Origin of the sequence: Bradyrhizobium sp. 191 (assembly GCF_023100985.1) — a bacterium.
GTDB lineage: Bacteria > Pseudomonadota > Alphaproteobacteria > Rhizobiales > Xanthobacteraceae > Bradyrhizobium > Bradyrhizobium diversitatis.
This window is the reverse complement of record NZ_CP064692.1, coordinates 1,540,898-1,564,210: the sequence shown is the minus strand read 5'-3', so window position 1 is coordinate 1,564,210 and position 23,313 is coordinate 1,540,898. Positions and strand designations below refer to the sequence as shown.

The 23,313-nt window shown below is 64.3% G+C and carries 23 protein-coding genes; 21 read left to right on the top strand and 2 right to left on the bottom strand.

Features of this window, described 5'->3' with window-relative positions:
• From IVB23_RS07265 to IVB23_RS07240, 6 genes are all read left to right on the top strand, one after another.
• Window positions 1–1,077 carry an aldose epimerase family protein gene (locus IVB23_RS07265; RefSeq protein WP_247803084.1) on the top strand — a complete coding sequence of 359 codons (1,077 nt, stop codon included), beginning with the start codon at window positions 1–3 and terminating at the stop codon, window positions 1,075–1,077.
• Window positions 1,077–1,955: an SMP-30/gluconolactonase/LRE family protein gene (locus IVB23_RS07260; RefSeq protein WP_247804787.1), complete on the top strand. Its 879-nt coding sequence runs from the start codon at window positions 1,077–1,079 to the stop codon at window positions 1,953–1,955. The genes IVB23_RS07265 and IVB23_RS07260 overlap by 1 nt, the downstream gene beginning before the upstream one ends.
• Before the next feature lie 72 nt (window positions 1,956–2,027).
• Window positions 2,028–3,098 (top strand): multiple monosaccharide ABC transporter substrate-binding protein, encoded by a 1,071-nt coding sequence (chvE, locus tag IVB23_RS07255; RefSeq protein WP_276578563.1) that lies wholly within the window; start codon window positions 2,028–2,030, stop codon window positions 3,096–3,098.
• Between the two features lie 170 nt (window positions 3,099–3,268).
• Window positions 3,269–4,846 carry a multiple monosaccharide ABC transporter ATP-binding protein gene (gene mmsA, locus IVB23_RS07250; protein ID WP_247803083.1) on the top strand — a complete coding sequence of 526 codons (1,578 nt, stop codon included), beginning with the start codon at window positions 3,269–3,271 and terminating at the stop codon, window positions 4,844–4,846.
• Window positions 4,843–6,033 carry a multiple monosaccharide ABC transporter permease gene (gene mmsB / locus IVB23_RS07245; RefSeq protein WP_061883259.1) on the top strand — a complete coding sequence of 397 codons (1,191 nt, stop codon included), beginning with the start codon at window positions 4,843–4,845 and terminating at the stop codon, window positions 6,031–6,033. The genes mmsA and mmsB overlap by 4 nt, the downstream gene beginning before the upstream one ends.
• A 142-nt stretch (window positions 6,034–6,175) precedes the next feature.
• The gene (locus tag IVB23_RS07240; protein ID WP_247803082.1) at window positions 6,176–7,006 is read left to right on the top strand and encodes a helix-turn-helix transcriptional regulator; all 831 of its coding nucleotides are present in this window, start codon (window positions 6,176–6,178) and stop codon (window positions 7,004–7,006) included.
• Window positions 7,007–7,022: 16 nt separating this feature from the next.
• Here IVB23_RS07240 and IVB23_RS07235 read toward each other — a convergent pair whose 3' ends face one another.
• Window positions 7,023–7,643: a response regulator gene (locus IVB23_RS07235; protein WP_061883257.1), complete on the bottom strand. Its 621-nt coding sequence runs from the start codon at window positions 7,641–7,643 to the stop codon at window positions 7,023–7,025.
• A gap of 193 nt (window positions 7,644–7,836) precedes the next feature.
• A complete protein-coding gene (locus IVB23_RS07230) occupies window positions 7,837–7,992 on the bottom strand; it encodes a hypothetical protein (protein WP_085965373.1) in 156 nt (51 codons plus the stop codon).
• Window positions 7,993–8,164: 172 nt separating this feature from the next.
• Between IVB23_RS07230 and IVB23_RS07225 the strand changes: the two genes are divergently transcribed.
• From IVB23_RS07225 to IVB23_RS07155, 15 genes are all read left to right on the top strand, one after another.
• A complete protein-coding gene (locus tag IVB23_RS07225; protein ID WP_247803081.1) occupies window positions 8,165–8,740 on the top strand; it encodes a cytochrome c oxidase subunit 3 family protein in 576 nt (191 codons plus the stop codon).
• A gap of 2 nt (window positions 8,741–8,742) precedes the next feature.
• Window positions 8,743–9,003, top strand: a complete 261-nt coding sequence (locus IVB23_RS07220; RefSeq protein WP_247803080.1) for a cytochrome C oxidase subunit IV family protein — start codon at window positions 8,743–8,745, stop codon at window positions 9,001–9,003.
• Window positions 9,004–9,099: 96 nt separating this feature from the next.
• Window positions 9,100–9,552, top strand: a complete 453-nt coding sequence (locus IVB23_RS07215; RefSeq protein WP_061883255.1) for a cytochrome c — start codon at window positions 9,100–9,102, stop codon at window positions 9,550–9,552.
• 39 nt (window positions 9,553–9,591) lie between these two features.
• Window positions 9,592–10,938, top strand: a complete 1,347-nt coding sequence (locus tag IVB23_RS07210) for a cbb3-type cytochrome c oxidase subunit I (RefSeq protein WP_247803079.1) — start codon at window positions 9,592–9,594, stop codon at window positions 10,936–10,938.
• Between the two features lie 62 nt (window positions 10,939–11,000).
• Window positions 11,001–11,810 (top strand): CbbQ/NirQ/NorQ/GpvN family protein, encoded by an 810-nt coding sequence (locus IVB23_RS07205; RefSeq protein WP_197965139.1) that lies wholly within the window; start codon window positions 11,001–11,003, stop codon window positions 11,808–11,810.
• 5 nt (window positions 11,811–11,815) lie between these two features.
• Window positions 11,816–13,732 (top strand): VWA domain-containing protein, encoded by a 1,917-nt coding sequence (locus tag IVB23_RS07200; RefSeq protein ID WP_247803078.1) that lies wholly within the window; start codon window positions 11,816–11,818, stop codon window positions 13,730–13,732.
• Window positions 13,733–13,808: 76 nt separating this feature from the next.
• Window positions 13,809–14,471, top strand: a complete 663-nt coding sequence (locus IVB23_RS07195; RefSeq protein WP_197965137.1) for an HAD family hydrolase — start codon at window positions 13,809–13,811, stop codon at window positions 14,469–14,471.
• Window positions 14,472–14,478: 7 nt separating this feature from the next.
• Window positions 14,479–15,429 carry a sugar-binding domain-containing protein gene (locus tag IVB23_RS07190; RefSeq protein WP_061883250.1) on the top strand — a complete coding sequence of 317 codons (951 nt, stop codon included), beginning with the start codon at window positions 14,479–14,481 and terminating at the stop codon, window positions 15,427–15,429.
• Between the two features lie 316 nt (window positions 15,430–15,745).
• Window positions 15,746–17,056, top strand: a complete 1,311-nt coding sequence (locus IVB23_RS07185; protein WP_247803077.1) for a sugar ABC transporter substrate-binding protein — start codon at window positions 15,746–15,748, stop codon at window positions 17,054–17,056.
• A gap of 93 nt (window positions 17,057–17,149) precedes the next feature.
• Window positions 17,150–18,022: a sugar ABC transporter permease gene (locus IVB23_RS07180; RefSeq protein WP_247803076.1), complete on the top strand. Its 873-nt coding sequence runs from the start codon at window positions 17,150–17,152 to the stop codon at window positions 18,020–18,022.
• Window positions 18,023–18,025: 3 nt separating this feature from the next.
• The gene (locus tag IVB23_RS07175; RefSeq protein WP_035669755.1) at window positions 18,026–18,856 is read left to right on the top strand and encodes a carbohydrate ABC transporter permease; all 831 of its coding nucleotides are present in this window, start codon (window positions 18,026–18,028) and stop codon (window positions 18,854–18,856) included.
• A gap of 15 nt (window positions 18,857–18,871) precedes the next feature.
• Window positions 18,872–19,879, top strand: coding sequence for an ABC transporter ATP-binding protein (locus IVB23_RS07170; protein WP_035669757.1), 1,008 nt, complete (start codon window positions 18,872–18,874; stop codon window positions 19,877–19,879).
• A gap of 31 nt (window positions 19,880–19,910) precedes the next feature.
• Window positions 19,911–20,684, top strand: coding sequence for an SDR family oxidoreductase (locus IVB23_RS07165; RefSeq protein ID WP_247803075.1), 774 nt, complete (start codon window positions 19,911–19,913; stop codon window positions 20,682–20,684).
• A 40-nt stretch (window positions 20,685–20,724) separates the two neighbouring features.
• Window positions 20,725–22,368 carry an FGGY-family carbohydrate kinase gene (locus IVB23_RS07160; protein ID WP_247803074.1) on the top strand — a complete coding sequence of 548 codons (1,644 nt, stop codon included), beginning with the start codon at window positions 20,725–20,727 and terminating at the stop codon, window positions 22,366–22,368.
• 5 nt (window positions 22,369–22,373) lie between these two features.
• Window positions 22,374–23,309 (top strand): carbohydrate kinase, encoded by a 936-nt coding sequence (locus tag IVB23_RS07155; RefSeq protein ID WP_247803073.1) that lies wholly within the window; start codon window positions 22,374–22,376, stop codon window positions 23,307–23,309.
• Window positions 23,310–23,313 lie beyond the last annotated feature (4 nt).

Here is a 23,313-nt window from a genome sequence, read left to right as displayed (position 1 = left end):
ATGGCCGCATCAAAAATCACTAGAGACGATTTTGGGACGCTGCCGGACGGCCGCAATGTCGAACGCATTGTGCTGCGCGGGCAGGGCGGCTTCGAGGCGCGGATCATCACTCATGGCGCCGTGCTTCAAGCGTTGATCGCCCCGGATGCGCGGGGCGGCCACGACGACGTGGTGCTCGGCCATGACACATTCGCCGGCTATCTGGCCGAACGAAAGTTCTTCGGCGCAACCGTCGGCCGCTACGCCAATCGCATTGCCAAGGGCCAGTTTTCGCTCGACGGCAACACGGTGCAGCTTGCCGTCAACAACGGCCCCAATGCGCTGCACGGCGGCCTCGACGGATTCGACCGCAAGCTCTGGGAGCTTGCGGACCTGGACGAGGGCGCTGAACCCGCGGTGACGCTTTCCTGTGTCAGCCCGCATGGCGAAGAGAACTATCCCGGCCGACTCGACGTGCGCTTGACCTATCGCATCACGGGGCCGGCCGAACTCTCGCTCATCATGGAGGCGCGGACGGACCGGCCGACCATCGTCAACCTGACCAACCACAGCTTCTTCAACCTCGAGGGCGCGACGTCGGCTACTTCCATTCTCGACCACAAGCTGACGGTCGCCGCAGACCATTTCCTGGCGATCGATCCCACCGCCATTCCGCTGTCGGAGCCGCCGCGCCGCGTTGCCGACACGCCGTTCGACTTCCGTGAGCCGCGGCCGGTCGGCGAGCGGATCCGCGAGAGCGATCAGCAATTGCAGAACGGCAGGGGCTACGACCACACCTACTGCCTCGCCCGCGACGGCAAGCTCGCGTTAGCTGCCCGGCTGGAGGCGCAGCGCTCAGGCCGCATCATGGAGCTGTTCACCGACCAGCCCGGGCTCCAGGTCTATTCCGGCAATTATCTCGATGGCACGATCTTGGGAAAGGGCGGTAAGCTCATTCGTCAATCGGACGCCATGTGCCTGGAGCCTCACATCTGGCCGGACGCGCCGAACCGGCCGGATTTTCCGAGCCCGCGCCTCGACCCCGGCGAAGTCTATCGCCATCATACGGTCTATCGCTTTTCAGTGAGGTCACCATGATGGAACAGGTGCCCACGACTGTGCTCTCGGGCCATCCCTGCCATCTGGGCGAAGGGCCGACCTATGACGCGACCACCGACACTGCCTGGTGGTTCGATATCCGCGAAGGACTGCTGTTCGAGGCGCAGCTCGACAGCGGCAGCATCCGCGTCCACGCGCTCGGCCGGATGGCGAGCGCGCTCGGACGCATCGATGCGGAGCGCCAATTGATCGTCGCCGAGGACGGTCTCTACATCCGCAAGCTCGCCGATGGCGCGATGACGCTGCTCTGTCCGCTCGAAGCCGACAATCCCGCGACCCGCTCCAACGACGCGCGGGTGCATCAATCCGGCACGTTCTGGATCGGCACCATGGGACGCCAGGCGGAAGCAGGCGCGGGCGCGATCTATGCGTTCCATCGCGGCAAGATCTCGACGCTGTTTTCCGGCATCAACATTCCCAATTCGATCTGCTTCTCGCCGGATGGCGCCACCGGCTATTTCACCGACACCCCGCGCGCCGTGCTCTACGCGGTGCCGCTCAATCCCGCGACCGGCTTGCCGCGCGGCGAGCCGGAGGTGCTGTTGCGCCACAGCGGCATCGGCGGCCTTGATGGCTCGGTGTGCGGTGCCGACGGAAAGATCTGGAATGCCTGCTGGGGCGCGGGCCGGATCGATGTTTATTCGCCGCAGGGCGAGCGCCTGCGCTCACTGATCGTGCCGGCAAAGCAGGCGAGCTGTCCCGCCTTTGTCGGCCCGGATCTGTCGCGCCTGCTCGTCACCTCGGCCTGGCAGGACATGGACTCGACTGCGCGCGCCGCCGATCGGCAAGCCGGTTGCACTTTCTTGTTGGAGGTATCCGCGCGCGGACGCGCGGAGCCCGACGTCAAGCTCGCATAGGAGACCAGAGGCATTCCACGACCACGTTCTCGACGGCACGAAGAAACAGTCTGATACCCAAGGGAGTGAAACATGCTGAAGCTGAAGACGACATTCCTCGCGCTGGCGCTGGCCGGCGCTGCCACGATGGCCACGGGCGTGACCGCCTCCGCCCAGAAGGCGACAGTCGGCATCGCCATGCCGACCAAATCGTCGGCGCGCTGGATCGACGACGGCAACAACATGGTCAAGGTGCTGAAGGAGCGCGGCTACAACACCGACCTGCAATATGCCGAGGACGACATTCCGAACCAGCTCTCGCAGGTCGAGAACATGGTGACCAAGGGCGCGAAAGCGCTGGTGATTGCGGCGATCGACGGCACCACGCTGTCCGACGTGCTCAAGCAGGCGAAGGCAAAAGGCATCACGGTGATCGCCTATGACCGCCTGATCCGCGGCACGCCCAACGTCGACTACTATGCGACCTTCGACAATTTCCAGGTCGGCGTCTTGCAGGCGCAGTCGATCGAGCAGGGGCTCGGGCTGAAGGAAGGCAAGGGTCCCTTCAACATCGAGCTGTTCGGCGGCTCGCCCGACGACAACAACGCCTACTTCTTCTACAACGGCGCGATGAGCGTGCTGAAGCCCTACATCGACAGCGGCAAGCTCGTCGTTGCCTCGGGCCAGATGGGCATGGACAAGGTTGCAACCCTGCGCTGGGACGGTGCCACCGCGCAGGCGCGCATGGACAATCTGCTCAGCGCCTACTACGGCAACAAGAAGCTAAATGCCGTGCTGTCGCCCTATGACGGCATCTCGATCGGCATCATCTCTTCGCTAAAGGGCGTCGGCTATGGCAGCGCCGACCAGCCGATGCCGATCATTTCGGGTCAGGATGCCGAAGTGCCATCGATCAAGGCCATGCTGCGCGGCGACCAGTATTCGACCATCTTCAAGGACACTCGCGACCTCGCCAAGGTGACAGCCGACATGGTCGACGCCGCGCTCGCCGGCAAGGAGGTCACTGTCAACGACACCAAGACCTACGAGAACGGCGTCAAGACCGTCCCGTCCTATCTGCTGAAGCCGGTGGTGGTCTACAAGGACAATTGGGAGAAGGTGCTGGTCGACAGCGGCTATTACAAGAAGTCGCAGTTCCAGTAACTTTCTCTTCCCTCTCCCCGCGTGCGGGGAGAGGGTTAGGGTGAGGGGGGCTCTCCACGAGGACGGTGATAGCTGCCCACGCGGAGACTCGCCCTCACCCGATCGCTACGCGATCGACCTCTCCCCGCAAGCGAGGCGAGGTGAAGTTAGCGACCAAGGGACATGATGCCATGACCGCAATGCTGGAGATGCGCAACGTCAGCAAGAGCTTTGCCGGTGTGCAGGCGCTGCGCGACGTCAACTTTCAGGTCGAGGCCGGGCAGATCCATGCCCTCGTCGGCGAGAACGGCGCCGGCAAATCGACGCTGATGAAGGTGCTGAGCGGGGTCTATCCGTATGGCAGCTACGAGGGCACCATCATCTTCGAAGGCGAGGAGCGGCGCTTCCGTGATATCAACGATTCCGAGGCGCTCGGCATCATCATCATTCACCAGGAACTGGCGCTGATCCCGCTGATGTCGATCGCGGAGAACATCTTCCTGTCGCATCCGCCGTCGAAGCTCGGGGTGATCGATCGCGACGAGGTCTACCGGCGCACGCGCGAACTGTTGGCGCAGGTCGGCCTGAAGGAGTCCCCCGATACGCTAATCACCGATCTCGGCGTCGGCAAGCAGCAGTTGGTCGAGATCGCCAAGGCCCTGTCCAAGCGGGTGCGCATGCTGATCCTGGACGAGCCGACGGCGAGCCTCAACGAAGCCGACAGCGCCGCTCTGCTCGAACGCCTGATGACATTTCGCGAGCAGGGCATCGGCTCGATCCTGATCTCGCACAAGCTCAACGAGGTTGCCAAGGTCGCCGACCACATCACGGTGCTGCGCGACGGCCGTACCGTCGACAGCATCGACTGTCACGCCGAGCCGATCCAGGAGGATCGCATCATCCGCAGCATGGTGAACCGCGATCTCGCGCACCGCTTCCCGGAGCGCAGCGCGAAGATCGGCGAACCGGTGCTCGACGTCGAGAACTGGTCGGTCTATCACCCCATCCATCCCGAACGACAGGTGATCAAGAACGTCAATTTCAGCGTCAGGCGAGGCGAGGTCGTGGGCATCGCGGGCCTGATGGGGGCCGGCCGCACCGAATTCGCCATGAGCCTGTTCGGCCGCTCCTGGGGCACAACGATCAGCGGCTCTCTCCGGCTCGAAGGCAGGGAGATGGTGCTGCCGAGCGTCGCAGCCGCGATCGACGCCGGCCTCGCCTATGTCACCGAGGACCGCAAGCAGCTCGGCCTGATCCTCGCTGACGACGTCCGCAAGAACATCACGCTCGCCAGCCTCGACCAGATCGCACCCAGGAGGGTGATCGACGACATCGCCGAGCTGAAGGTCGCCAGCGACTACCGCAGCCGCATGCGCATCCGCTGCTCCGACGTCTACCAGGAGACCGGCCAGCTCTCCGGCGGCAACCAGCAGAAGGTGGTGCTGTCGAAATGGCTGATGACCGACCCTAAGGTGCTGATCCTGGACGAGCCGACAAGGGGCATCGACGTCGGTGCCAAATACGAGATTTACTGTATCATCAACGAGCTGGCGGAGGCCGGCCGCGGCGTCGTGGTAATCTCCTCGGAGATGCCCGAGCTGCTCGGCATCTGCGACCGCATCTGCGTCATGAACGATGGCGCCTTCGTCGGGGAATTCAAGGGCCCCGAGGCGACGCAGGAAAAGATCATGCGCGCCATCATGCGCAACCAACGAAGCAATGGAAACAGCGTGCCTGAGGCCGCGGAGATGGGAGGATCGCAGCCATGACCGACAAGACGGTGTCGCTGCCCGAGGAGCGCCGGCACGGCAGCTTCATCAAGAACAATCTGCGCAATTACGGCATGCTGATGTCGCTGATCGCGATCATGCTGTTCTTCCAGGTCGTGACTGGCGGCACGCTGCTGCAGCCGCTCAACCTCACCAACCTGGTGCTGCAGAACAGCTATATCGTCATCATGGCGCTCGGCATGCTGCTGGTCATCGTCACCGGCCATATCGACCTCTCGGTCGGTTCGGTCGCGGGCTTCATCGGCGCCGTGGCCGCGGTGCTGATGGTGACCTACAAGGTCGACTACACGCTTGCGTTCATCGCCTGCCTTCTGGTCGGTGCCGCCATCGGCGCTGCGCAGGGCTATTGGGTGGCCTATTTCAAGATCCCGTCCTTCATCGTCACCTTGGCGGGGATGCTGGTGTTCAAGGGTCTTGCGCTCGCGGTGCTGCAGGGCCAGTCGCTCGGGCCGTTCCCGGCGACCTTCCAGAAATTGTCCTCCGGCTTCATTCCGGAACTGCTGCCCGAGGCCGGCACGCTGCATCCGACATCCATGCTGATCGGCGCCGTGCTGGCGCTCGGGCTCGTCTATGCCAGTGCCAAGGGAAGGTCGCGCGAGCAGTCGCACGGCATCGAGGTCGAGCCCTATGCGTTCTTCCTCGGCAAGAGCATTTTGCTCGCCTGCGCCGTGCTCTATTTCACCTATCTGATCGCCTCGCATCGCGGCCTGCCCAATGTGCTTGTAATCATGACTGCGCTGATCGCGCTTTACGGCTTCGTGACCCGCCGCACCGTGATTGGGCGGCAGATCTACGCGGTCGGCGGCAACGCCAAGGCGGCGAGCCTGTCGGGCATCAAGACCGAGCGACTGACGTTCCTGACATTCGTCAACATGGGCGTGCTTGCCGCGCTCGCTGGCCTCGTCTTCGCCGCGCGCCTCAACACCGCGACGCCCAAAGCGGGTCTCGGCTTCGAACTCGACGTCATCGCCGCCTGCTTCATCGGCGGCGCCTCGGCCTATGGCGGCGTCGGGCGCGTCGGCGGCGCCGTGGTCGGCGCCATGATCATGGGCGTGATGAACAACGGCATGTCCATTCTCGGCATCGGCATCGACTATCAGCAGGTGATCAAGGGCCTGGTGCTGCTGGGGGCAGTGTGCATCGACGTGTACAACCAGCGGCGGTAGCTCGTCGAAGCTATCCGGAAGGTTGCGATAGGCGCGCGCATTCGCGTCGCCCGAAGCAAGCGATATCTCTTGGAGGAAGATCTTGGAGCCACCCGGTAAGCTCGAATGGCATCAGCGACACGCTGGGACGCGCTCTCGCGCCTTGACCAAACGGACGTCGTGGACCTGGTTCTCTGCCGAACTCCACCGCTTTTGGCGCACGGAGCTGGAGTTTCGCGTCGGGGGAGATTCGGCTTTCCTGGCGTTGCATGATTCTGTTCGCTCCGACGGAGAGACGACGATTGATGGAGGGAGCCGGTCAACACGAACTGACCTTCGCGACAGGCTGACCTTCGCACCGATCGGATCTTCGGTGCAGGGCTGGAATCGTTTCGAGGGCGGCACCTCGTCTGTCTTTGCTGTGCATCTCACCCCGCCCAATTCAGTTGTGGATGTCGATGGAATCTCGAAAATGCCTCCGTCGCTCTATTTCGAGAACGACAATATCAAAGCGACGCTCCGAAAGCTTCAAGGAGTCGTCGATGGCTCCGGCATAAACGACCATGCCTATGCGGAGACACTCGGGCTTTTGCTTTTGTGGGAACTGCGACACGCCGCCGACACGGGGCGATCGCGTCCGAACCGGGTTCGGGGAGGTCTGACTGCACGTCAGCTCAGGCTAGTTCAGGAGTTTGTCGATGCCCAGATCGCGAGCGAAATTTCGATATCCGACCTGGCGGGCGTGGCTGGGCTGAGCCCCTATCACTTCATCAGGGCATTCAAGGAAGCGGTTGGGCTTCCACCCTACCAATATGTCCTGTCCGAGAGGATTCGCCGTGCGAAAAGGCTGCTGTCGACGCGCGGGCTTTCGCTCGGAGACGTGGCACTTGCGGTAGGGTTTAGCGATACGCCTCAATTGAACCGGGTCTTCCGGAAGTTCGTTGGTGTTACACCGACGGTTTTCCGGCGGGAAACCGGTTCGGGCTTGCCATAGCGTTGCATCAGATCCATCAGTCGTCATGCGTGCTGACGCCCAGCCGTTCGCCGAACGATACAAGTTCAGCCAGACTTCCAGCTCTCATTTTCTCCATCACCTTCTTGCGGTGCGCCTTGATCGTCCGTACCGACGTTCCAAGCTCGTAAGCCACCTGCTTGCTGAGCTTGCCGCCAACAACAAGGACAAACACCTGTCGTTCGCGCGGGGTCAGGGTTGCAAGCCGACTTCGCAGAGTGTCGAATTCACGATTGGCCAAGAGCGATGACCAGTGACGCGCGAGGGCACGCTCGACTGCGGGAAGGAGCTGGTCCGACTGGACACTCTTGACCAGGAAGTCTTCGGCGCCAGCCTTGATGGCCTTGACGATCGTGCTGACGTCGAAATGGTCGGCTAGAAACACGATCGGGAGAGCTGAGCCGTCTTCCAGCAAGCGGCTTTGGAGCGCCGGTCCGCTCAAGCCGGACATCCGAACATCGAGGAGAATGCAGCCGGGTTCGTTTTCGTCGGGCCGCTGCTCCAATACGCGCTCCGCCGATTCATAGGCGACCACGCGGTATCCGCTCTTCTCCAGTTGGCGTTGGATCTCTGTCCGAAACGAGGCGTCCTCATCGACGATGTAGACAATTCCCGACAACTGCTCTCCTGACAAGCTGGCCTTTGCTTGCTCTTGGCTGCGTCAGGCGCTCCTGGATTTGGAGTTTTGAGTTCCCGCCGTGGAAGTCAATGGTTTGAATTCGTTTCGCAGCAAGAAAAGCTATTTGGCGCAATTTCAATGATCTGTGGACGACGCCGCGCTCCATCCGGGCTGCGGTCCGACATCGATGTCGTTACTGTGTCGTGAACAGGACCGTCGCGATCGCGACGGAGAGGCTCACCGCCGATACGGTTGCCACCGTCGACAGCACCCCCATTCGCCGGAGCGCGATGGCGAAGGCGATGATGATGGGAGTCGCCGTCATCAGTCCGATTTGTGCGTCGCTCATATCGTCACTCGCCACTCCCTGGGGAACCCTGAGCCGGTTCGTACCGCGATCCGGCCGGCCGGACGTTGCGTCGGCGCAAACAGACGCCCGGCAATTCGCGAGTTTGTCCTCCGACAAACTCCGAACTGGACGGGTCAGCTAAGCCTTTCCGGTGCCCTGATCCGGAGAGACGATGTCGACGGCCGCGTGCGAACAGCAGGAAACAGGCTGGGGAATTCTGCAGGATCTCCCCGGCGATCCCATGATCTGGGTGCTGATCTTCAGCGAGCTCGTCGCCTTCGGCTTGTTCCTCGGCGCCTTCTCTGTCACCCGCGCGATTCACCCCGCGGAGTTCGCGGCCGGGCAAGCCATGCTGGATTCGCATCTCGCCGGCCTCAACACCATCGTGCTGGTGACGAGCGGTTGGGCGGCGGCGCGGGCGACCCGGGCGGCGCGGAACAGACAGCGGTCAACGACACGATATTGGCTTCTCGGCGCGATGGCGCTCGGCGGCCTCTTCATCTCGATCAAGCTCGCCGAGTACGCCGAGGAAATCGGGCGCGGGGTTGGGCTCGAGACCAGCCTCTTTTTCACGCTTTACTTCCTGCTGACCGGTTTTCATCTCCTGCACGTTGGCCTCGGCATCATCATTCTCGCCGTGGTCTGCCGCCGCGCCGAGATATCGGGTGTCGAGACGGCAACGGCCTTCTGGCACATGGTCGATCTGGTCTGGATCGTGATGTTCCCGATTCTCTATCTGGTGAAATGACGATGCCCGATCGTGTTGACACCACCTGGATCCTCTTGATCGGCCTTGCGCTTGCGACCATCCTGCTGCCGCCGCTGATACCGCGGGCGCTGCTCGGCAACGCCGTGGTGCTCGTCTTCGCCGCACTCAAGGGCCACCGGATCGCGCTCGACTTCATGGATCTGCGCGCCGTCCCATCGCTCTGGCGCGGTCTCGTCGCGAGCTGGATCCTCATCGTGCTGCTGCTTGCCTGGCTCGCCTCGGCCATCGTCGCCCTGATCTGATGCGCTCATTGCGCCCTGACAAAGAACGGGCCGGGCAGAGCGGCAATAAATCCCACCATCGCGATTTCGCAGGAATCAAACCGGAAAGGATTGGCAATGGCTGAACGCCTGACCAAGTCGGCCGCTCGAAATGTCTTCTACGGCGGCTCGGCCTTCTTCTTCGCCATTTTCATAGGGCTGACGGCACACAGCCACTACTACATGGCCACGACGTCGACCGACGCCACGACGCTGACGTCGTCGGTCGCCCGCGGCAAGCATGTCTGGGAAAAGAACTCCTGCATCAATTGCCACACTCTGCTGGGTGAGGGCGCCTATTTCGCCCCCGAAGTCGGCAACGTCTGGGATCGTTGGGGCGGCAACGAGGACCCGGCCGCTGCGCGCGAGACATTGAAGGCCTGGATGCAGTCGCAGCCCTCGGGCGCGCCCGGCCGGCGGCAGATGCCGCAGTTCGACCTCACCGACCAGGAACTCGACGATCTCGCCGACTTCCTGCAATGGACCAGCAAGATCAAGCGCCAGGAATGGCCGCCGAACAAGGCCGGCTGAGCACGCTGCTTTCCTCTTCCAAGACAGAGAGAATCCGAGATGAAATACCAAACCCAGAAAGTCGCGATGCTGTATTTCTACGGCGCGCTGACCCTGTTCCTCGCGCAGGTCCTGTTCGGCCTCGTCGCCGGAACCATCTACGTCCTGCCCAACACGCTGTCGACGCTCCTGCCGTTCAACATCGTCAGGATGATCCACACCAACGCGCTGATCGTGTGGTCGCTGATCGGCTTCATGGGCGCGACCTATTTCCTGCTGCCTGAGGAGACCGAGACCGAGCTGTACAGCCCGCTGCTGGCAAAGATCCAGTTCTGGATGTTCTTTGGCGCCGCAGGCGTGGCCGTGGTCGGCTATCTCTTCCACTACCATGAGGGCCGCGAGTTCCTCGAGCAGCCCTTCATCATCAAGGTCGGCATCGTCGTCGTCTGCCTGATGTTCCTGTTCAACGTCACGATGACGGCACTGAAGGGCCGCAAGACCACGATCACGAACATCCTGCTGTTCGGCCTGTGGGGCGTTGCGATCTTCTTCCTGTTCGCCTTCTACAATCCCGCGAATTTGGCAGTCGACAAGATGTACTGGTGGTACGTCGTCCATCTCTGGGTCGAGGGTGTCTGGGAGCTGATCATGGCCTCGGTGCTGGCCTATCTCATGATCAAGCTCAACGGCATCGACCGCGAGGTCGTGGAGAAGTGGCTCTACGTCATCATCGGCCTTGCGCTGTTCTCCGGCATTCTCGGCACGGGCCATCACTTCTACTGGATCGGCGCGCCCGGCTACTGGCAGTGGATCGGCTCGCTGTTCTCCACGCTGGAGGTGGCACCGTTCTTCACGATGGTGATCTTCACGGTGCAGATGACATGGAGGGCCGGCCGCAAGCATCCGAACCGCGCTGCGCTGCTGTGGTCGGTCGGCTGCTCGGTGATGGCCTTTCTCGGTGCCGGCGTCTGGGGCTTCCTGCATACGCTGTCCTCGGTAAACTACTACACCCACGGCACCCAGGTCACCGCGGCGCACGGCCATCTCGCCTTCTTCGGCGCCTATGTGATGCTCAATCTTTCCGTCATGGCCTATGCGATCCCGCAGATCAGGGGACGCGCGCCCTACAACCAGTGGCTCTCCATGGCGAGCTTCTGGATCATGTGCACGGCCATGATGGTGATGACCTTCGCACTGACCTTCGCCGGCGTGGTCCAGGTCCATCTCCAGCGCGTGCTCGGCCAGGGCTACATGGACGTGCAGGACCAGCTCGCGATGTTCTACTGGGTCAGGCTCGGCTCAGGCGTATTCGTCGCGATCTCCGCGCTGATGTTCGTCTGGGCCGTGCTGGTGCCCGGTCGCGCCAAGCAGGCGGTCATCCCCGGCGCGCTGCAGCCGGCTGAATGAATGCAATCGGCGGCCGCGGTTCGCCGCGGCCGCCAGCTTCCTGGAAGGTCCGGAGAAACATCATGAAAGCTGCCCTTCACACGGTGACGTCGGCGCCCGAGCTGCCGGCCTATGTCGCAAGCGGCAACGAGTGCGCGCTGTTTGAGCACGCCTGGCGGCATCAGCTGCCGGTTCTGCTGAAGGGGCCGACCGGCTGCGGCAAGACGCGCTTCGTCGCGCACATGGCGGCGCGTCTCGGATTGCCGCTCCACACCGTCGCCTGCCACGACGATCTCACCGCCGCCGATCTCACCGGTCGCTATCTGTTGCGGGGCGGCGACACGGTATGGACCGACGGTCCGCTGACGCGCGCGGTGCGCGAGGGCGGCATCTGCTACCTCGACGAGGTCGTGGAAGCGCGCAAGGACGTCACCGTGGTGCTGCATCCCCTGACTGACGATCGCCGCATCCTGCCGCTGGAGCGCACCGGCGAGGAGCTCGCGGCGCCGAAGAGCTTCATGCTCGTGGTCTCCTACAATCCCGGCTATCAGACGCTGCTGAAGGCGCTGAAGCCGTCGACGCGGCAGCGCTTCGTCGCCGTCGAATTCGGCTTCCTGCCGTCCGAGCAGGAAATCGCCGTCGTGTCCACCGAAAGCGGGCTGTCGCCGGAGCGCGTGCGGCCGCTGGTCGGGCTGGCCGGCCGGCTGCGCGCGCTGAAGGGCCACGATCTGGAGGAGGGCGTCTCCACCCGGCTGGTCGTCTATTGCGCGACGCTGATTGCCGCTGGTACACCGATCGCCGACGCCGTGCTGGCCGGCATGATCGAGCCGCTGACCGACGACGTCGATGTGAAGGCGGCGCTTCTCGACGTCGCGCGCGCCATGATCGGGTGAGGCCCATGCTCGACTTCCTCGAACTGGAGGAAACGGTCGGTCGCGCCTGGCACCGGATGGTCGGCGGCACCGCGAGCTATCCGGTTCATGCCGATCACGCCGTCTCGCTTGCAGAGGTGAGAAGCCGGCTCGCGGTGATGTTCCGCGCGCTTGGCGGCGAGACCGGCGTTCAGATCGCCAGCGCAGGCGCGCGCAGGGCGGGCCATCGTCTCGGCTGGCGGCAGCGCATCGGCCTCGGAGACGAGCGACTTGAGCACCCGGGCCGCGACGCGGCAACCATCTTCCTGCCCGATCGCATCGCGATCTTTCCCGACCGGGCCCTGAACGCAACGCTTTATCGCTGGCTTGCGGCGTGGTTCGCAGCCGCGCCGATCGAGGCGGTCGCGGAAGCCGATCCGCTGCGGTGGGATCTCTTGATGTTGCGCCGGGCGAGCAAGACCGCGGTCTGGGTGCTCACGCAATTCCCAGGGCTCGGCGCCGATTACGCGCAGCTTGCCGCGGCCACCGCCGAGGCCCGGCCTCGTCGCCCCTTGCCGCGGATCGAGCAAGAGATCGAGCAGATCGTCCTGGCCCTGCTCGGAACGGCAAAGGCGCCTGCAGGTCGACTGTGGCCGGCGATGATGGGGACGGGCCCGCTGCCGGACAAGGCGCCGCCGGGCTATCGCGCGATCCTGCCGTGCCCGCTCTGGGGCGATTGCTGGACGCGCGAGCTCTCGCCCGCACATGCGGACGAAGACGAATGCGCGCCGGGCGCAACGGCCGCGGCGAAGGACGATCGCAAGCGCTTTGCCGTCCGCGAGCGCGAGGACGACGCCAATCGGCGCGATCCGTTCGTGCTGAACCGCTTCGAGAAGATCCTCGCGATGGCCGAGATGGTCAATGTCGACCGCCCGGCTGACGACAGCGAGGACGAGGATGCGCAGAAAGCAGCCGACGATCTCGAGGAGATCACGCTCAGCCGCCGCGTTGGCAAGCCGGCGAGCCGGTTCAAGTTCGATCTCGACCTGCCGCCGGAGGCCCTCGACGCCTCGCAGCTGAATGCGGACCTGACCTATCCCGAATGGGACTATCGCAGCGGCTCCTATCTGCCGGATCATTGCCGCGTGCTCGAGGCTGCGGCGTCCGAGGAAGGCGAGAACTGGACGGCGGATGACGCGATGCGCCGACGCATTCGCCAGGTGCGTCGCCGCTTCGAGGTCATGCGTCCGCGTCACGAGATGATGCGTGCCCAGAGCGACGGACATGATCTCGACCTCGACGCGCTGGTGCGCGCGCGGTGCGATCTCAGTGCCGGCAGCGGCGGCGGTCTCGATCGCATCCATGTCGCGATGCGCCCCCAAGGGCACGATCTCGCCGTCACGCTGCTGGTCGACGTCTCGCTGTCGACCGATGCCTGGGTCGACGGCTATCGCGTGCTCGACGTCGAGAAGGAAGCGCTGCTCGTGCTCGCGCACGGGCTGTCGACTTGCGGCGACCACCACAGCATCCTGACCTTCACCTCACGTCGGCGTTCCTGGGTGCGACTCGAAACGATCAAGGCGTTCGGCGAACCAATGAGCGGGGTGGTGGAGCGCCGCATCGGGGCGCTCAGGCCCGGCTATTACACGCGGATCGGCGCGGCGGTGCGCCACGCCGCGGCCGGGCTCGCGCGCCAGCCGCAGCGCAAGAAGCTGCTGCTCGTCCTCACCGACGGCAAGCCGAACGACGTCGATCACTATGAAGGGCGCTTTGCGGTCGAAGACACCAGGAAATCCGTGCAGGAAGCACGCCGGCTCGGCATTGCGGTGTTCGGCGTGACGATCGACGCGACCGCGCAATCCTATTTTCCGACGCTGTTCGGCCGCGGTGGCTACGCCATCGTCGGCAACATCAAGCGGTTGCCGGGGGCACTGCCGGCGATCTACCGGCAGGTGGCGCATTGACCCGGCCGAACTGAACCGCGGGTCGTCTTGTGTGTGAGCTATTGCTCAGCGATTGGGTATATGATCGAATGGCTGGATGAACGAAGGCCAGCCACAACCCGATCTGATCATCTTCGACTGCGACGGCGTGCTCGTCGACAGCGAGCTTTTGAGTTGCCGTTGTCTGTCCGAAGCGCTGGCCGAGGTCGGTCTCGCGCTCAGCGAGGCGCAGGCGCTGGAACTGTTTCTCGGGCGCAGCACCAAGGCGATCGAGCAGCATTATCGTGATCTCGGGCAGTCGCTACCGGACAGCTTCCTGCCGGGATTGAAGTCGCGCGTGCTCGAGTCGTTTGCCGCCTCGCTGGAGCCGATCCCGGGGGTAGGGGCGGTGATCTCGGGGTTGACCGTGCCGGTCTGCGTGGCCTCATCGAGCGACATCGATCGCGTCTCGCTCTCGCTCGACGTCACCGGTCTGCGGGCCCATTTCGGCGATCGGATCTACACCGCGCAGATGGTCGCGCGCGGCAAGCCGGCGCCAGATCTCTTCCTCTACGCGGCAGACAAGATGGGCGCGCAGCCCGCGCGCACGCTGGTGGTCGAGGACAGCGTCAGCGGTGTGCAGGCCGCCAAGGCCGCCGGCATGACCGTCTGGGGATTTGTCGGTGGCAGCCATTATCGCGCGCGCGACGGCCGCGCTATATTGTCCGCCGCCGGAGCCGATCGGCTCTTTGCGCATATGAGCGATTTCTGGGAGGCGTGAGGCCCGCATGGCCGCCGAGAACGACAAGTCGAGGCTCGACGATGCCGCCCGCGCCGGCTGGCTCTATTTCATTGCCGGCCATACCCAGGACGAGATCGCAAGGATGCTCCAGGTCTCGCGCGCCTCGGCGCAGCGGCTGGTGTCGCTGTGCCTGGCCGAGCGGCTCATCACCTTTCGGCTCGAGCATCCCATCGCCGCCTGCATGGAACTGGCGGCGCGCCTGAAGGAGCGGTTCGACCTCATCCATTGCGAGGTGGTGCCGGCCGATGCCGCCGCGCCGCAGGCAACCGCAGGCATCGCCGAACGCTGCGCCAACCTGCTGGATGCGACGCTGCGATCGGAGACGCCCGTCATCGTCGCGCTCGGCACCGGCCGCGCGGTGCGCGCCGCGGTCGAGCGCGTCACGCCGATCGACCGGCCCAATCACCAGATCGTCTCGCTGGTCGGCAACATCTCCGCCGACGGTTCGGCGAGCTTCTACGACACCGTCGGCCGGCTCGCCGACCGCACCGGCGCGCGGCACTATCCGATGCCGCTGCCGTTCCTGATGTCGTCGGAAGACGAGCGCAACAGGATGGTGCGCATCGAGCCGATCGCGAAGGTGAAGGCGGTCGCGGCCAAGGCCGATTTGCGCCTCGTCGGCATCGGCCAGATGGACCAGAAGGCGCAGGTCCACATCGACGGCTTCGTTACCCGCGACGAATTGTTCGAGATGATGCGGCTGGGCGCCATCGGCGAGATCACCGGCTGGGCCTATGATTCGAGGGGCCGTCTGCTCAAGGCCGGCACCAACAAGCGCCTCACCAGCATCCCGCCGGAAGTGCCGGCGAAGACCACGACGATCGGCGCGGCAGTGGGCGCGGCCAAGGTTACGGCGATCGCCGCGGCGTTGAACGGGGGCCTGATCAACGGGCTGATCACCGACGAGACGACCGCGAGAGCGATTCTGGAGCGGTAGGGCGCTTACGCTTCCAGCGTCAGCGAGGCGGGCGGTCCTTTCCATCCGCACCCATTGTCATCGTCCGCGAAGGCGGACGATCCAGTACGCCGCGGCCCTGCTTGAGGCAAACCAATTAGACGACACGGAATACTGGATGCCCCGCTTCCGCGGAGCATGACAGTCTGGTGGGCAACACCTGTCACCACTCCCGCACCGCAGCACTCATAAGTTGCTGAAACACCCGCGCGGCTGCTTGACAAGCGCCACGCCGCCATTGAACATACGCCCAACGCGTGGGCATATGCTCAAAAGCGCGAGTCCAAGGGAGGTCACCGTGAAACATGTCCTCGGCGCCGTCTGCGGCGCGTCTGTCCTGCTGGCCGTCCCTGCGATGGCCGAAACCATCCTCACGATCGCGACGGTCAACAATGGCGACATGATCCGTATGCAGGGGCTGACGGGCGAGTTCACCAAGAAGAACCCCGACATCACCGTGAAGTGGGTGACGCTGGAGGAGAACGTGCTGCGCCAGCGCGTCACCACCGACATCGCCACCAAGGGCGGCCAGTTCGACGTCCTCACCATCGGCACCTATGAAGTGCCGATCTGGGCCAAGAAGGGCTGGCTGGTGCCGCTCGCCAATCTCGGCGCCGATTACGACGTCGCAGACCTCCTGCCCAAGATCAAGGACGCGGTGTCCGCCGACGGCAAGCTCTATGCCGCTCCGTTCTACGGCGAGAGCTCCATGGTGATGTATCGCACCGATCTGTTCGAGAAGGCCGGCCTGAAGATGCCGGAGAAGCCGACTTGGGATTTCGTCGTCGATGCCGCCAAGAAGCTCACCGACAAGAGCGCCGGCACCTATGGCATCTGCCTGCGCGGCAAGGCCGGTTGGGGCGAGAACATGGCGTTCCTTTCGGCGATGGCCAATTCCTTCGGCGCGCGCTGGTTCGACGAGAAGTGGGAGCCGCAGTTCAACACGCCGGAATGGAAGGCGACGCTGACGACCTACGTCAATCTGATGAAGGAGGCCGGCCCTCCGGGCGCAAGCTCCAACGGCTTCAACGAGAATCTGGCGCTGTTCAACGCGGGCAAATGCGCGATGTGGATCGATGCCACGGTCGCGGCGTCCTTCGTCACCAATCCCAAGGACTCCAAGGTCGCTGACAAGGTCGGCTTCGCGCTTGCGCCGAACACCGGACTTGGCAAGAACGCCAACTGGCTGTGGGCCTGGAATCTCGCAATCCCCGCCGGCTCCAAGAAGACGGAAGCAGCCGAGAAATTCATCGCTTGGGCAACGAGCAAGGACTACACCAAGCTGGTGGCCGCGAAAGAGGGCTGGGCCAACGTGCCGCCGGGCACGCGCACCTCGCTCTACCAGAACGATGAGTACCTGAAGGTTGCGCCGTTCGCGAAACTGACGCTGGCCTCGATCGACGCCGCCGATCCCAACAAGCCGACGGTGAAGCCTGTTCCTTACGTCGGCGTGCAATACGCCGCGATCCCTGAATTCCAGGGTATCGGCACGCAGGTGGGCCAGCAGTTCTCAGCCGCGCTTGCAGGATCGATGACGGTCGATGCGGCCCTGACCGCCGCGCAATCCGCAACCGAGCGCGGGATGAAGCGCGCCGGCTACATCAAGTGAACCCGGGCTCTTCCTCCTGAGCTCAGACTGGCGGCCATCCACCCATCCCCGGATGGATGGCCGCCTTCTTCCCCCGAAGAGGAGAAGCCAGGGATGGCGACCCGGCAGACGCAGCTTCTTGCGCGCTCGCTCCTGACGCCGGCGGTCGGGCTGCTGTTCATCTGGATGATCGTCCCGCTCGCGCTGACGCTCTACTTCTCGACTCTGCATTACAGCCTGCTCGATCCCGGCTCGGAATCCTTCGTCGGGCTGGAGAATTTCCGCTACTTCCTCACCGATCCCGCATTCCTTGCCTCGCTCCGGAACACGCTGGTGCTGGTCGGCTCGGTCCTGGCGTTGACCATCCTGCTCGGCATACCCTTGGCGTTGCTGATGGACCAGCCCGTGATCGGACGCAATTTCGTCCGGCTGATGGTGATCGCGCCGTTCTTCGTGATGCCGACGGTGAGCGCGCTGGTCTGGAAGAACCTGTTGATGCATCCGGTGTCCGGCCTGTTCGCCTGGCTCGCCCAGTTGTTTCACCTGACGCCGATCGACTGGTTCACCGACGCGCCACTGCTCGCGGTGATCTTGATCGTTGCCTGGCAATGGCTGCCCTTCGCGACGCTGATCCTGCTCACCGCGCTGCAATCGCTCGACGAGGAGCAGAAGGAGGCCGCAGAGATGGACGGTGCCAGCGCTGTCTCGACCTTCATCTACATCACGCTGCCGCATCTGGCGCGGCCCATTACCGTGGTGATCCTGATCGAGACCATCTTCCTGCTGACGGTGTTCGCCGAGATCTTCGTCACGACCGGCGGCGGGCCTGGCCTGCAGACCACCAACATCGCCTTCCTGATCTATTCGCAGGCGTTGATCCAGTTCGACGTCGGCACAGCCTCCGCGGGCGGCCTCGTCGCCGTTGTGATTGCCAACATCGTCGCCTTCTTCCTGGTCCGCATCGTCGGCCGCAATCTGGAGGCCTGAAGCATGGCGCGGATGGCGACGACGCGGCGGGTGGTGATCTCGACGGCGGCAGCCTGGTTGTTCGGCTTCCTGATTTTCTTCCCGATCCTCTGGATGGTGCTGGCGAGCTTCAAGACCGAGCTCGAGGCGTTTGCGATACCGCCGTCCTTCCTGTTCTTCCACTGGACCACGGAGAACTACGCGACCGTGCAGGAGCGCAGCGACTATTTCCACCACGCGATGAACTCGATCATCATTGCCGGCGGCTCGACGCTGATAGCGCTCTTGATCGCCATTCCCGCGGCTTGGTCGATGGCGTTCTCGCCGACCAGGCGCACCAAGGACATCCTGCTCTGGATGCTCTCGACCAAGATGATGCCGCCGGTCGGCGTGCTGGTGCCGATCTATCTGATCTACAAGTCCTTCGGCCTGCTCGATTCCCGCATCGGCCTCGTCTTCATCCTCTGCCTCGGCAATTTGCCGATCGTGATCTGGATGCTGTTCACCTATTTCAAGGAGATCCCGCGCGACATCCTGGAGGCCGCGCGCATGGACGGCGCCACCATCGGCCGCGAACTGGTCTATGTCCTGACGCCGATGGCGATCCCGGGGCTCGCATCGACCCTGTTGCTCAACCTGATCCTGGCCTGGAACGAGGCGTTCTGGACGCTCAATTTGTCGACCTCGAACGCGGCGCCGCTGACCACGTTCATCGCGTCCTATTCGAGCCCGGAAGGACTGTTCTGGGCGAAGCTGTCGGCGGCGTCCACGCTGGCGATCGCGCCGATTCTCGTCCTCGGTTGGTTCAGCCAGAAGCAGCTCGTGCGCGGGCTCACCTTTGGCGCGGTGAAGTAGAGGGGCTGGCGGATCATGGGTCAGATCACACTCCAGGGCGTGCAAAAATCCTTCGGCCCCGTGCACATCATCAAGGGCGCCGACCTGGACATCTCCGACGGCTCCTTCGTGGTGTTCGTCGGTCCCTCCGGTTGCGGCAAGACCACGCTGCTGCGCCTGATCGCGGGCCTCGAGGACGTCTCCGGCGGCAAGATCCTGATCGACGGCAAGAATGTGGTCGATACGCCCCCGGCCAAGCGCGGACTGTCGATGGTGTTCCAGTCCTACGCGCTCTATCCGCATATGAGCGTGCGCGGCAATATCGGTTTCGGCCTGAAGATGGCAGGGCTGCCGAAGGACGAGATCAATCGCAAGGTCGAGGCGGCCGCCGCGACGCTGAACCTCACGCCCTATCTCGACCGCAAGCCGCGCGAGCTCTCCGGCGGCCAGCGCCAGCGTGTCGCCATCGGCCGCGCCATCGTGCGCGAGCCCAAGGCCTTTCTGTTCGACGAACCGCTCTCAAATCTCGACGCCGCGTTGCGCGTGCAGATGCGGATCGAGGTGACGCGGCTGCAGAAGCAGCTCGGCACCACCGCGATCTATGTCACCCACGATCAGGTCGAGGCCATGACCATGGCCGACAAGATCGTCGTGCTCAACAGCGGCAAGATCGAGCAGTATGGCTCGCCGCTGGAGCTTTACGAGAAGCCCGCCAACCTCTTCGTCGCCGGCTTCATCGGCTCGCCCAAGATGAACTTCGTCACCGGCGAGCTCGCCTTGCAGCGTGGCGCCGCCACCATCGGCGTGCGGCCTGAGCACCTCAGGATCGAGCGTGACGGCGGTGGCGGCTGGCAGGGGACGATCGCGGTCGCCGAGCATCTCGGCAGCGACACGTTTCTCTACGTCGATGCCGGTCCGCTCGGCATGCTGACCGCGCGCTACATCGGCGAATTGAGCCTGCATGCCGGCGACCGCGTGTCGCTGTTGCCGGATCCCGCGCGCATCCACCGCTTCGACGCGAGCGGCAACGCTCTTCGGGGCTGACAAGAAACGACGAGACAACGGAAAGACGATCATGTACCTCGAAAAATTCAAGCTGAACGGCAGGACCGCGTTCATCACCGGCGGCGGCCAGGGCATTGGCCTCGCCTGCGCCGAAGCGCTGGCCGAGGCCGGCGCCAGGGTCGTGATCGGAGACCGCGACGGCAAGGTCGCCGACAGCGCCAAAGCCGGCCTGAAGGCGAAGGGCTTCGACATCGAGACCGCGATCATGGACGTCACCGACACCAGGCGGGTGGCGGAGGTCGCGAACGACTTCGTCGCCCGCCATGGCAAGGTCGATATCCTCGTCAACAATGCCGGCATCGCGCGGAGCGAGACCCCGGCCGAGACCGTGACCGACGAGCACTGGCTCAACGTCATCGACGTCAACCTCAATGGCACGTTCTGGTGTTGCCGCGAATTCGGCAAGCACATGCTCAAGGCCGGGAGCGGCGCCATCGTCAACGTCGGCTCGATGTCCGGCTTCATCGTCAACAAGCCGCAGGAACAGTGCTTCTACAACGCCTCCAAGGCCGGCGTGCACCATCTGACCAAGTCGCTCGCCGCCGAATGGGGCGCGCGCGGCATCCGCGTCAACGCGGTGGCGCCCACCTATATCGAGACGCCGCTGAATGCCTTCGTGAAGAGCAATCCGAAGATGTACGACGCCTGGATCGGCGGAACTCCGATGGCGCGGATGGGGCAGGTCGAGGAGATCGCCTCCGTCGTGCTGTTCCTCTCCTCGGAAGCCGCGAGCCTGATGACCGGCAGCATCGTGCTGGTGGATGGCGGCTACACTTGCTGGTAGGCTCACCGTCAAAACTGGCGAGAAGCGACCGGGAGCGACAATGCCGCGAGCGTATATCGGCGTCGACGTGGGGACCACGAGCACGCGGGCAGGGGTGTTTGACGAGGCCGGTATCCTGCTCGCCACCGCCAGGCATCCGATCCGGATCTGGCAGGAGCCCGGCGACATCGTCGAGCAGTCCTCGCAGGACATCTGGGAGGCGTGCTGCAAGTCGGTGCGGGCGGCGATGGCGGAGGCCGCGATCGCACCCGGCAGCATCGGCGGCATCGGTTTTGACGCCACCTGTTCCCTTGTGGTGCTTGATCCGCAAGGCGAGCCGCTCACCGTCAGCGCGTCCGGCGAGGCGCAGCGCAACGTCATCGTCTGGATGGACCATCGCGCCACAGCAGAGGCGCGGCTGATCAACGAGACCGAGGATGCCGTGTTGCGCTATGTGGGTGGCTCGATCTCGCCGGAGATGGAGATGCCGAAGCTGCTATGGCTGAAGCGGCATCTGCGCGCGAGTTTTGACGGCGCCGGTCACTTCTTCGATCTGGCCGACTATCTGACCTGGCGTGCGACCGGCGCACTGCAGCGTTCGACCTGCACCGTCACCTGCAAGTGGAACTACCTTGCCCATGATGGCGGCTGGAGTGCGCCGTTTTTCAGGCGCATCGGCCTATCCGACTTCGTCGCCGAGAACTACGCGCGCATCGGCACCGAGATCGTCGCACCCGGCACGCGGCTCGGCGCAGGTCTCACGCCGGCAGCCGCAGCCGAACTCGGCCTGACCCCGGGCACGCCGGTCGGCGCGTCGCTGATTGATGCGCATGCCGGCGGTGTCGGCGCGATCGGCGGCCGCGATGGGGCGGGCGGGGCGAGCGATGTCAGCGACCGTCTTGCCTACATCATGGGAACGTCGGCCTGCATCATGGCGACGACGAAAGAGCCGTGCTTCGTCCCCGGCGTGTGGGGGCCTTATTATTCCGGCATGGTCCCGGAGTTCTGGCTCAACGAGGGCGGCCAGTCGGCCGCGGGCGCGGCGATCGACCATCTCCTCAAGTCGCATCCCGGGTTCGGCGAGGCGAGCGCGGCGGCACGCCGCGAAGGCCTCGACCTCATCGACTTCCTGGAGCGCCGCATCATGGCGCGCGCCGGCGATGCCAGCCGCGCGGCGCTGCTCGCGCGTGACGTTCATGTGCTGCCTGAGTTCATCGGCAACCGCTCTCCTTATGCCGACCCTGACACGCGCGCGGTGATCGCCGGTCTCGATCTCGACACCGACATCGCCTCGATGGAACGGCTGTTCGTCGCCGGCCTCTGCGGGCTCGCTTATGGTCTTGCCGAGGTGATCGAGGCCTTTGCCGCGCATGGCGTACGCTCGAACATCATGATCATGGGCGGCGGCGCCAGCCGCAGTCCTCTGGTGCGGCAGATCATGGCGGATACGACCGGTCTCAGCGTCGCGCTGCCGCAGACGAAGGAGCCGGTGCTGCTGGGCGCCGCGATGCTGGGGGCGGTGGCCGGCGGCGCCTATGCCACCATCGCCGAGACCATGGCCAAAATGTCGGCGCTGGGGCGGAAGAGCGAGCCGACTGCGCCTGATATGACCGCGTTTCACGCCCGCAAGCGCGAGGTCTACAAGCTGCTGCGCGAGGTCGATCGCGGCAGCCGCGCGGCGATGCGCAGCGTCGAACGAGGTTGAAGGACATGCTGATTGCCTGCGGCGATGCGCTGATCGATTTCGTACCGACGCGAAACATCGACGGGCGCGAGGCCGTGATGCCGGCGGCCGGCGGTTCCTGCCTCAACGTCGCGATCGGCATGGCGCGGCTGGGCGCGCCGACCGGTTTCGTCGGCGGCGTCTCGACCGACCTGTTCGGGCGAATGATCGCCGATCACGCCGCGGCCTCCAATGTCGATATCAGTCTCGCCACCCGCAGCGATCACCAGACCACGCTCGCCTTCGTCCGCATCGTCGCGGGCGAATCGCACTACGCGTTCTACGATGCCGAGACCGCGACGCGGAACTGGACCTACCGGCGCGGATCCATTCCATTCGCAAGCGTCGAAGCTCTTCATGTCGGCTCGACCACGCTCGTCAACGACCACGGCGCGGCCGAGACCAAGGCGCTGATCGCGGACGCGCGCGCGTCGTCCACGATCTGCTTCGATCCGAACTGCCGCCCGAACCTCGTCAGCGACAAGCCGGCCTATCTCGCGCGCATGGCCGAGTTCGCGGGAAGCGCCGATCTCATCAAGATGTCGGACGTCGATTTCTCCTATCTCTTCGGCGACGAGCCGTATCAACAGCGCGCCAGCACGCTGCTCGCGCAGGGCACAAGCCTGATCGTCATCACCCGCGGCAACGACAGCGCGATTGCGTGGCACGCGGGGGCAGGGCAGATCGAAGTCCCCGCGCCGAAGGTCGAGGTTGCCGACACCATTGGTGCCGGCGACAGTTTTCAGGCGGCGCTGCTCTTCGCCCTGCACAAGCAGGGCTGGCTGGTGCGCGAGAAACTGAGCAAGATCGGAGTGGACGAACTCCGCCGCGCACTGTCCTTTGCCGCCAATTGCGCGGGCCTGACCTGCACCCGCCCGGGCGCCGATCCACCCTGGAGCCATGAGATCAATTGGAGTTGGTAGTCCG

Coding starts and splice junctions, on each gene's coding strand:
- IVB23_RS07265 (WP_247803084.1), top strand. CDS start 1: ATGGCCGCATCAAAAATCACTAGAGACGATTTTGGGACGCTGCCGGAC.
- IVB23_RS07260 (WP_247804787.1), top strand. CDS start 1,077: ATGGAACAGGTGCCCACGACTGTGCTCTCGGGCCATCCCTGCCATCTG.
- chvE (WP_276578563.1), top strand. CDS start 2,028: ATGCTGAAGCTGAAGACGACATTCCTCGCGCTGGCGCTGGCCGGCGCT.
- mmsA (WP_247803083.1), top strand. CDS start 3,269: ATGACCGCAATGCTGGAGATGCGCAACGTCAGCAAGAGCTTTGCCGGT.
- mmsB (WP_061883259.1), top strand. CDS start 4,843: ATGACCGACAAGACGGTGTCGCTGCCCGAGGAGCGCCGGCACGGCAGC.
- IVB23_RS07230 (WP_085965373.1), bottom strand. CDS start 7,992: ATGAGCGACGCACAAATCGGACTGATGACGGCGACTCCCATCATCATC.
- IVB23_RS07225 (WP_247803081.1), top strand. CDS start 8,165: ATGTCGACGGCCGCGTGCGAACAGCAGGAAACAGGCTGGGGAATTCTG.
- IVB23_RS07220 (WP_247803080.1), top strand. CDS start 8,743: ATGCCCGATCGTGTTGACACCACCTGGATCCTCTTGATCGGCCTTGCG.
- IVB23_RS07215 (WP_061883255.1), top strand. CDS start 9,100: ATGGCTGAACGCCTGACCAAGTCGGCCGCTCGAAATGTCTTCTACGGC.
- IVB23_RS07210 (WP_247803079.1), top strand. CDS start 9,592: ATGAAATACCAAACCCAGAAAGTCGCGATGCTGTATTTCTACGGCGCG.
- IVB23_RS07205 (WP_197965139.1), top strand. CDS start 11,001: ATGAAAGCTGCCCTTCACACGGTGACGTCGGCGCCCGAGCTGCCGGCC.
- IVB23_RS07200 (WP_247803078.1), top strand. CDS start 11,816: ATGCTCGACTTCCTCGAACTGGAGGAAACGGTCGGTCGCGCCTGGCAC.
- IVB23_RS07195 (WP_197965137.1), top strand. CDS start 13,809: ATGAACGAAGGCCAGCCACAACCCGATCTGATCATCTTCGACTGCGAC.
- IVB23_RS07190 (WP_061883250.1), top strand. CDS start 14,479: ATGGCCGCCGAGAACGACAAGTCGAGGCTCGACGATGCCGCCCGCGCC.
- IVB23_RS07180 (WP_247803076.1), top strand. CDS start 17,150: ATGGCGACCCGGCAGACGCAGCTTCTTGCGCGCTCGCTCCTGACGCCG.
- IVB23_RS07175 (WP_035669755.1), top strand. CDS start 18,026: ATGGCGCGGATGGCGACGACGCGGCGGGTGGTGATCTCGACGGCGGCA.
- IVB23_RS07170 (WP_035669757.1), top strand. CDS start 18,872: ATGGGTCAGATCACACTCCAGGGCGTGCAAAAATCCTTCGGCCCCGTG.
- IVB23_RS07165 (WP_247803075.1), top strand. CDS start 19,911: ATGTACCTCGAAAAATTCAAGCTGAACGGCAGGACCGCGTTCATCACC.
- IVB23_RS07160 (WP_247803074.1), top strand. CDS start 20,725: ATGCCGCGAGCGTATATCGGCGTCGACGTGGGGACCACGAGCACGCGG.
- IVB23_RS07155 (WP_247803073.1), top strand. CDS start 22,374: ATGCTGATTGCCTGCGGCGATGCGCTGATCGATTTCGTACCGACGCGA.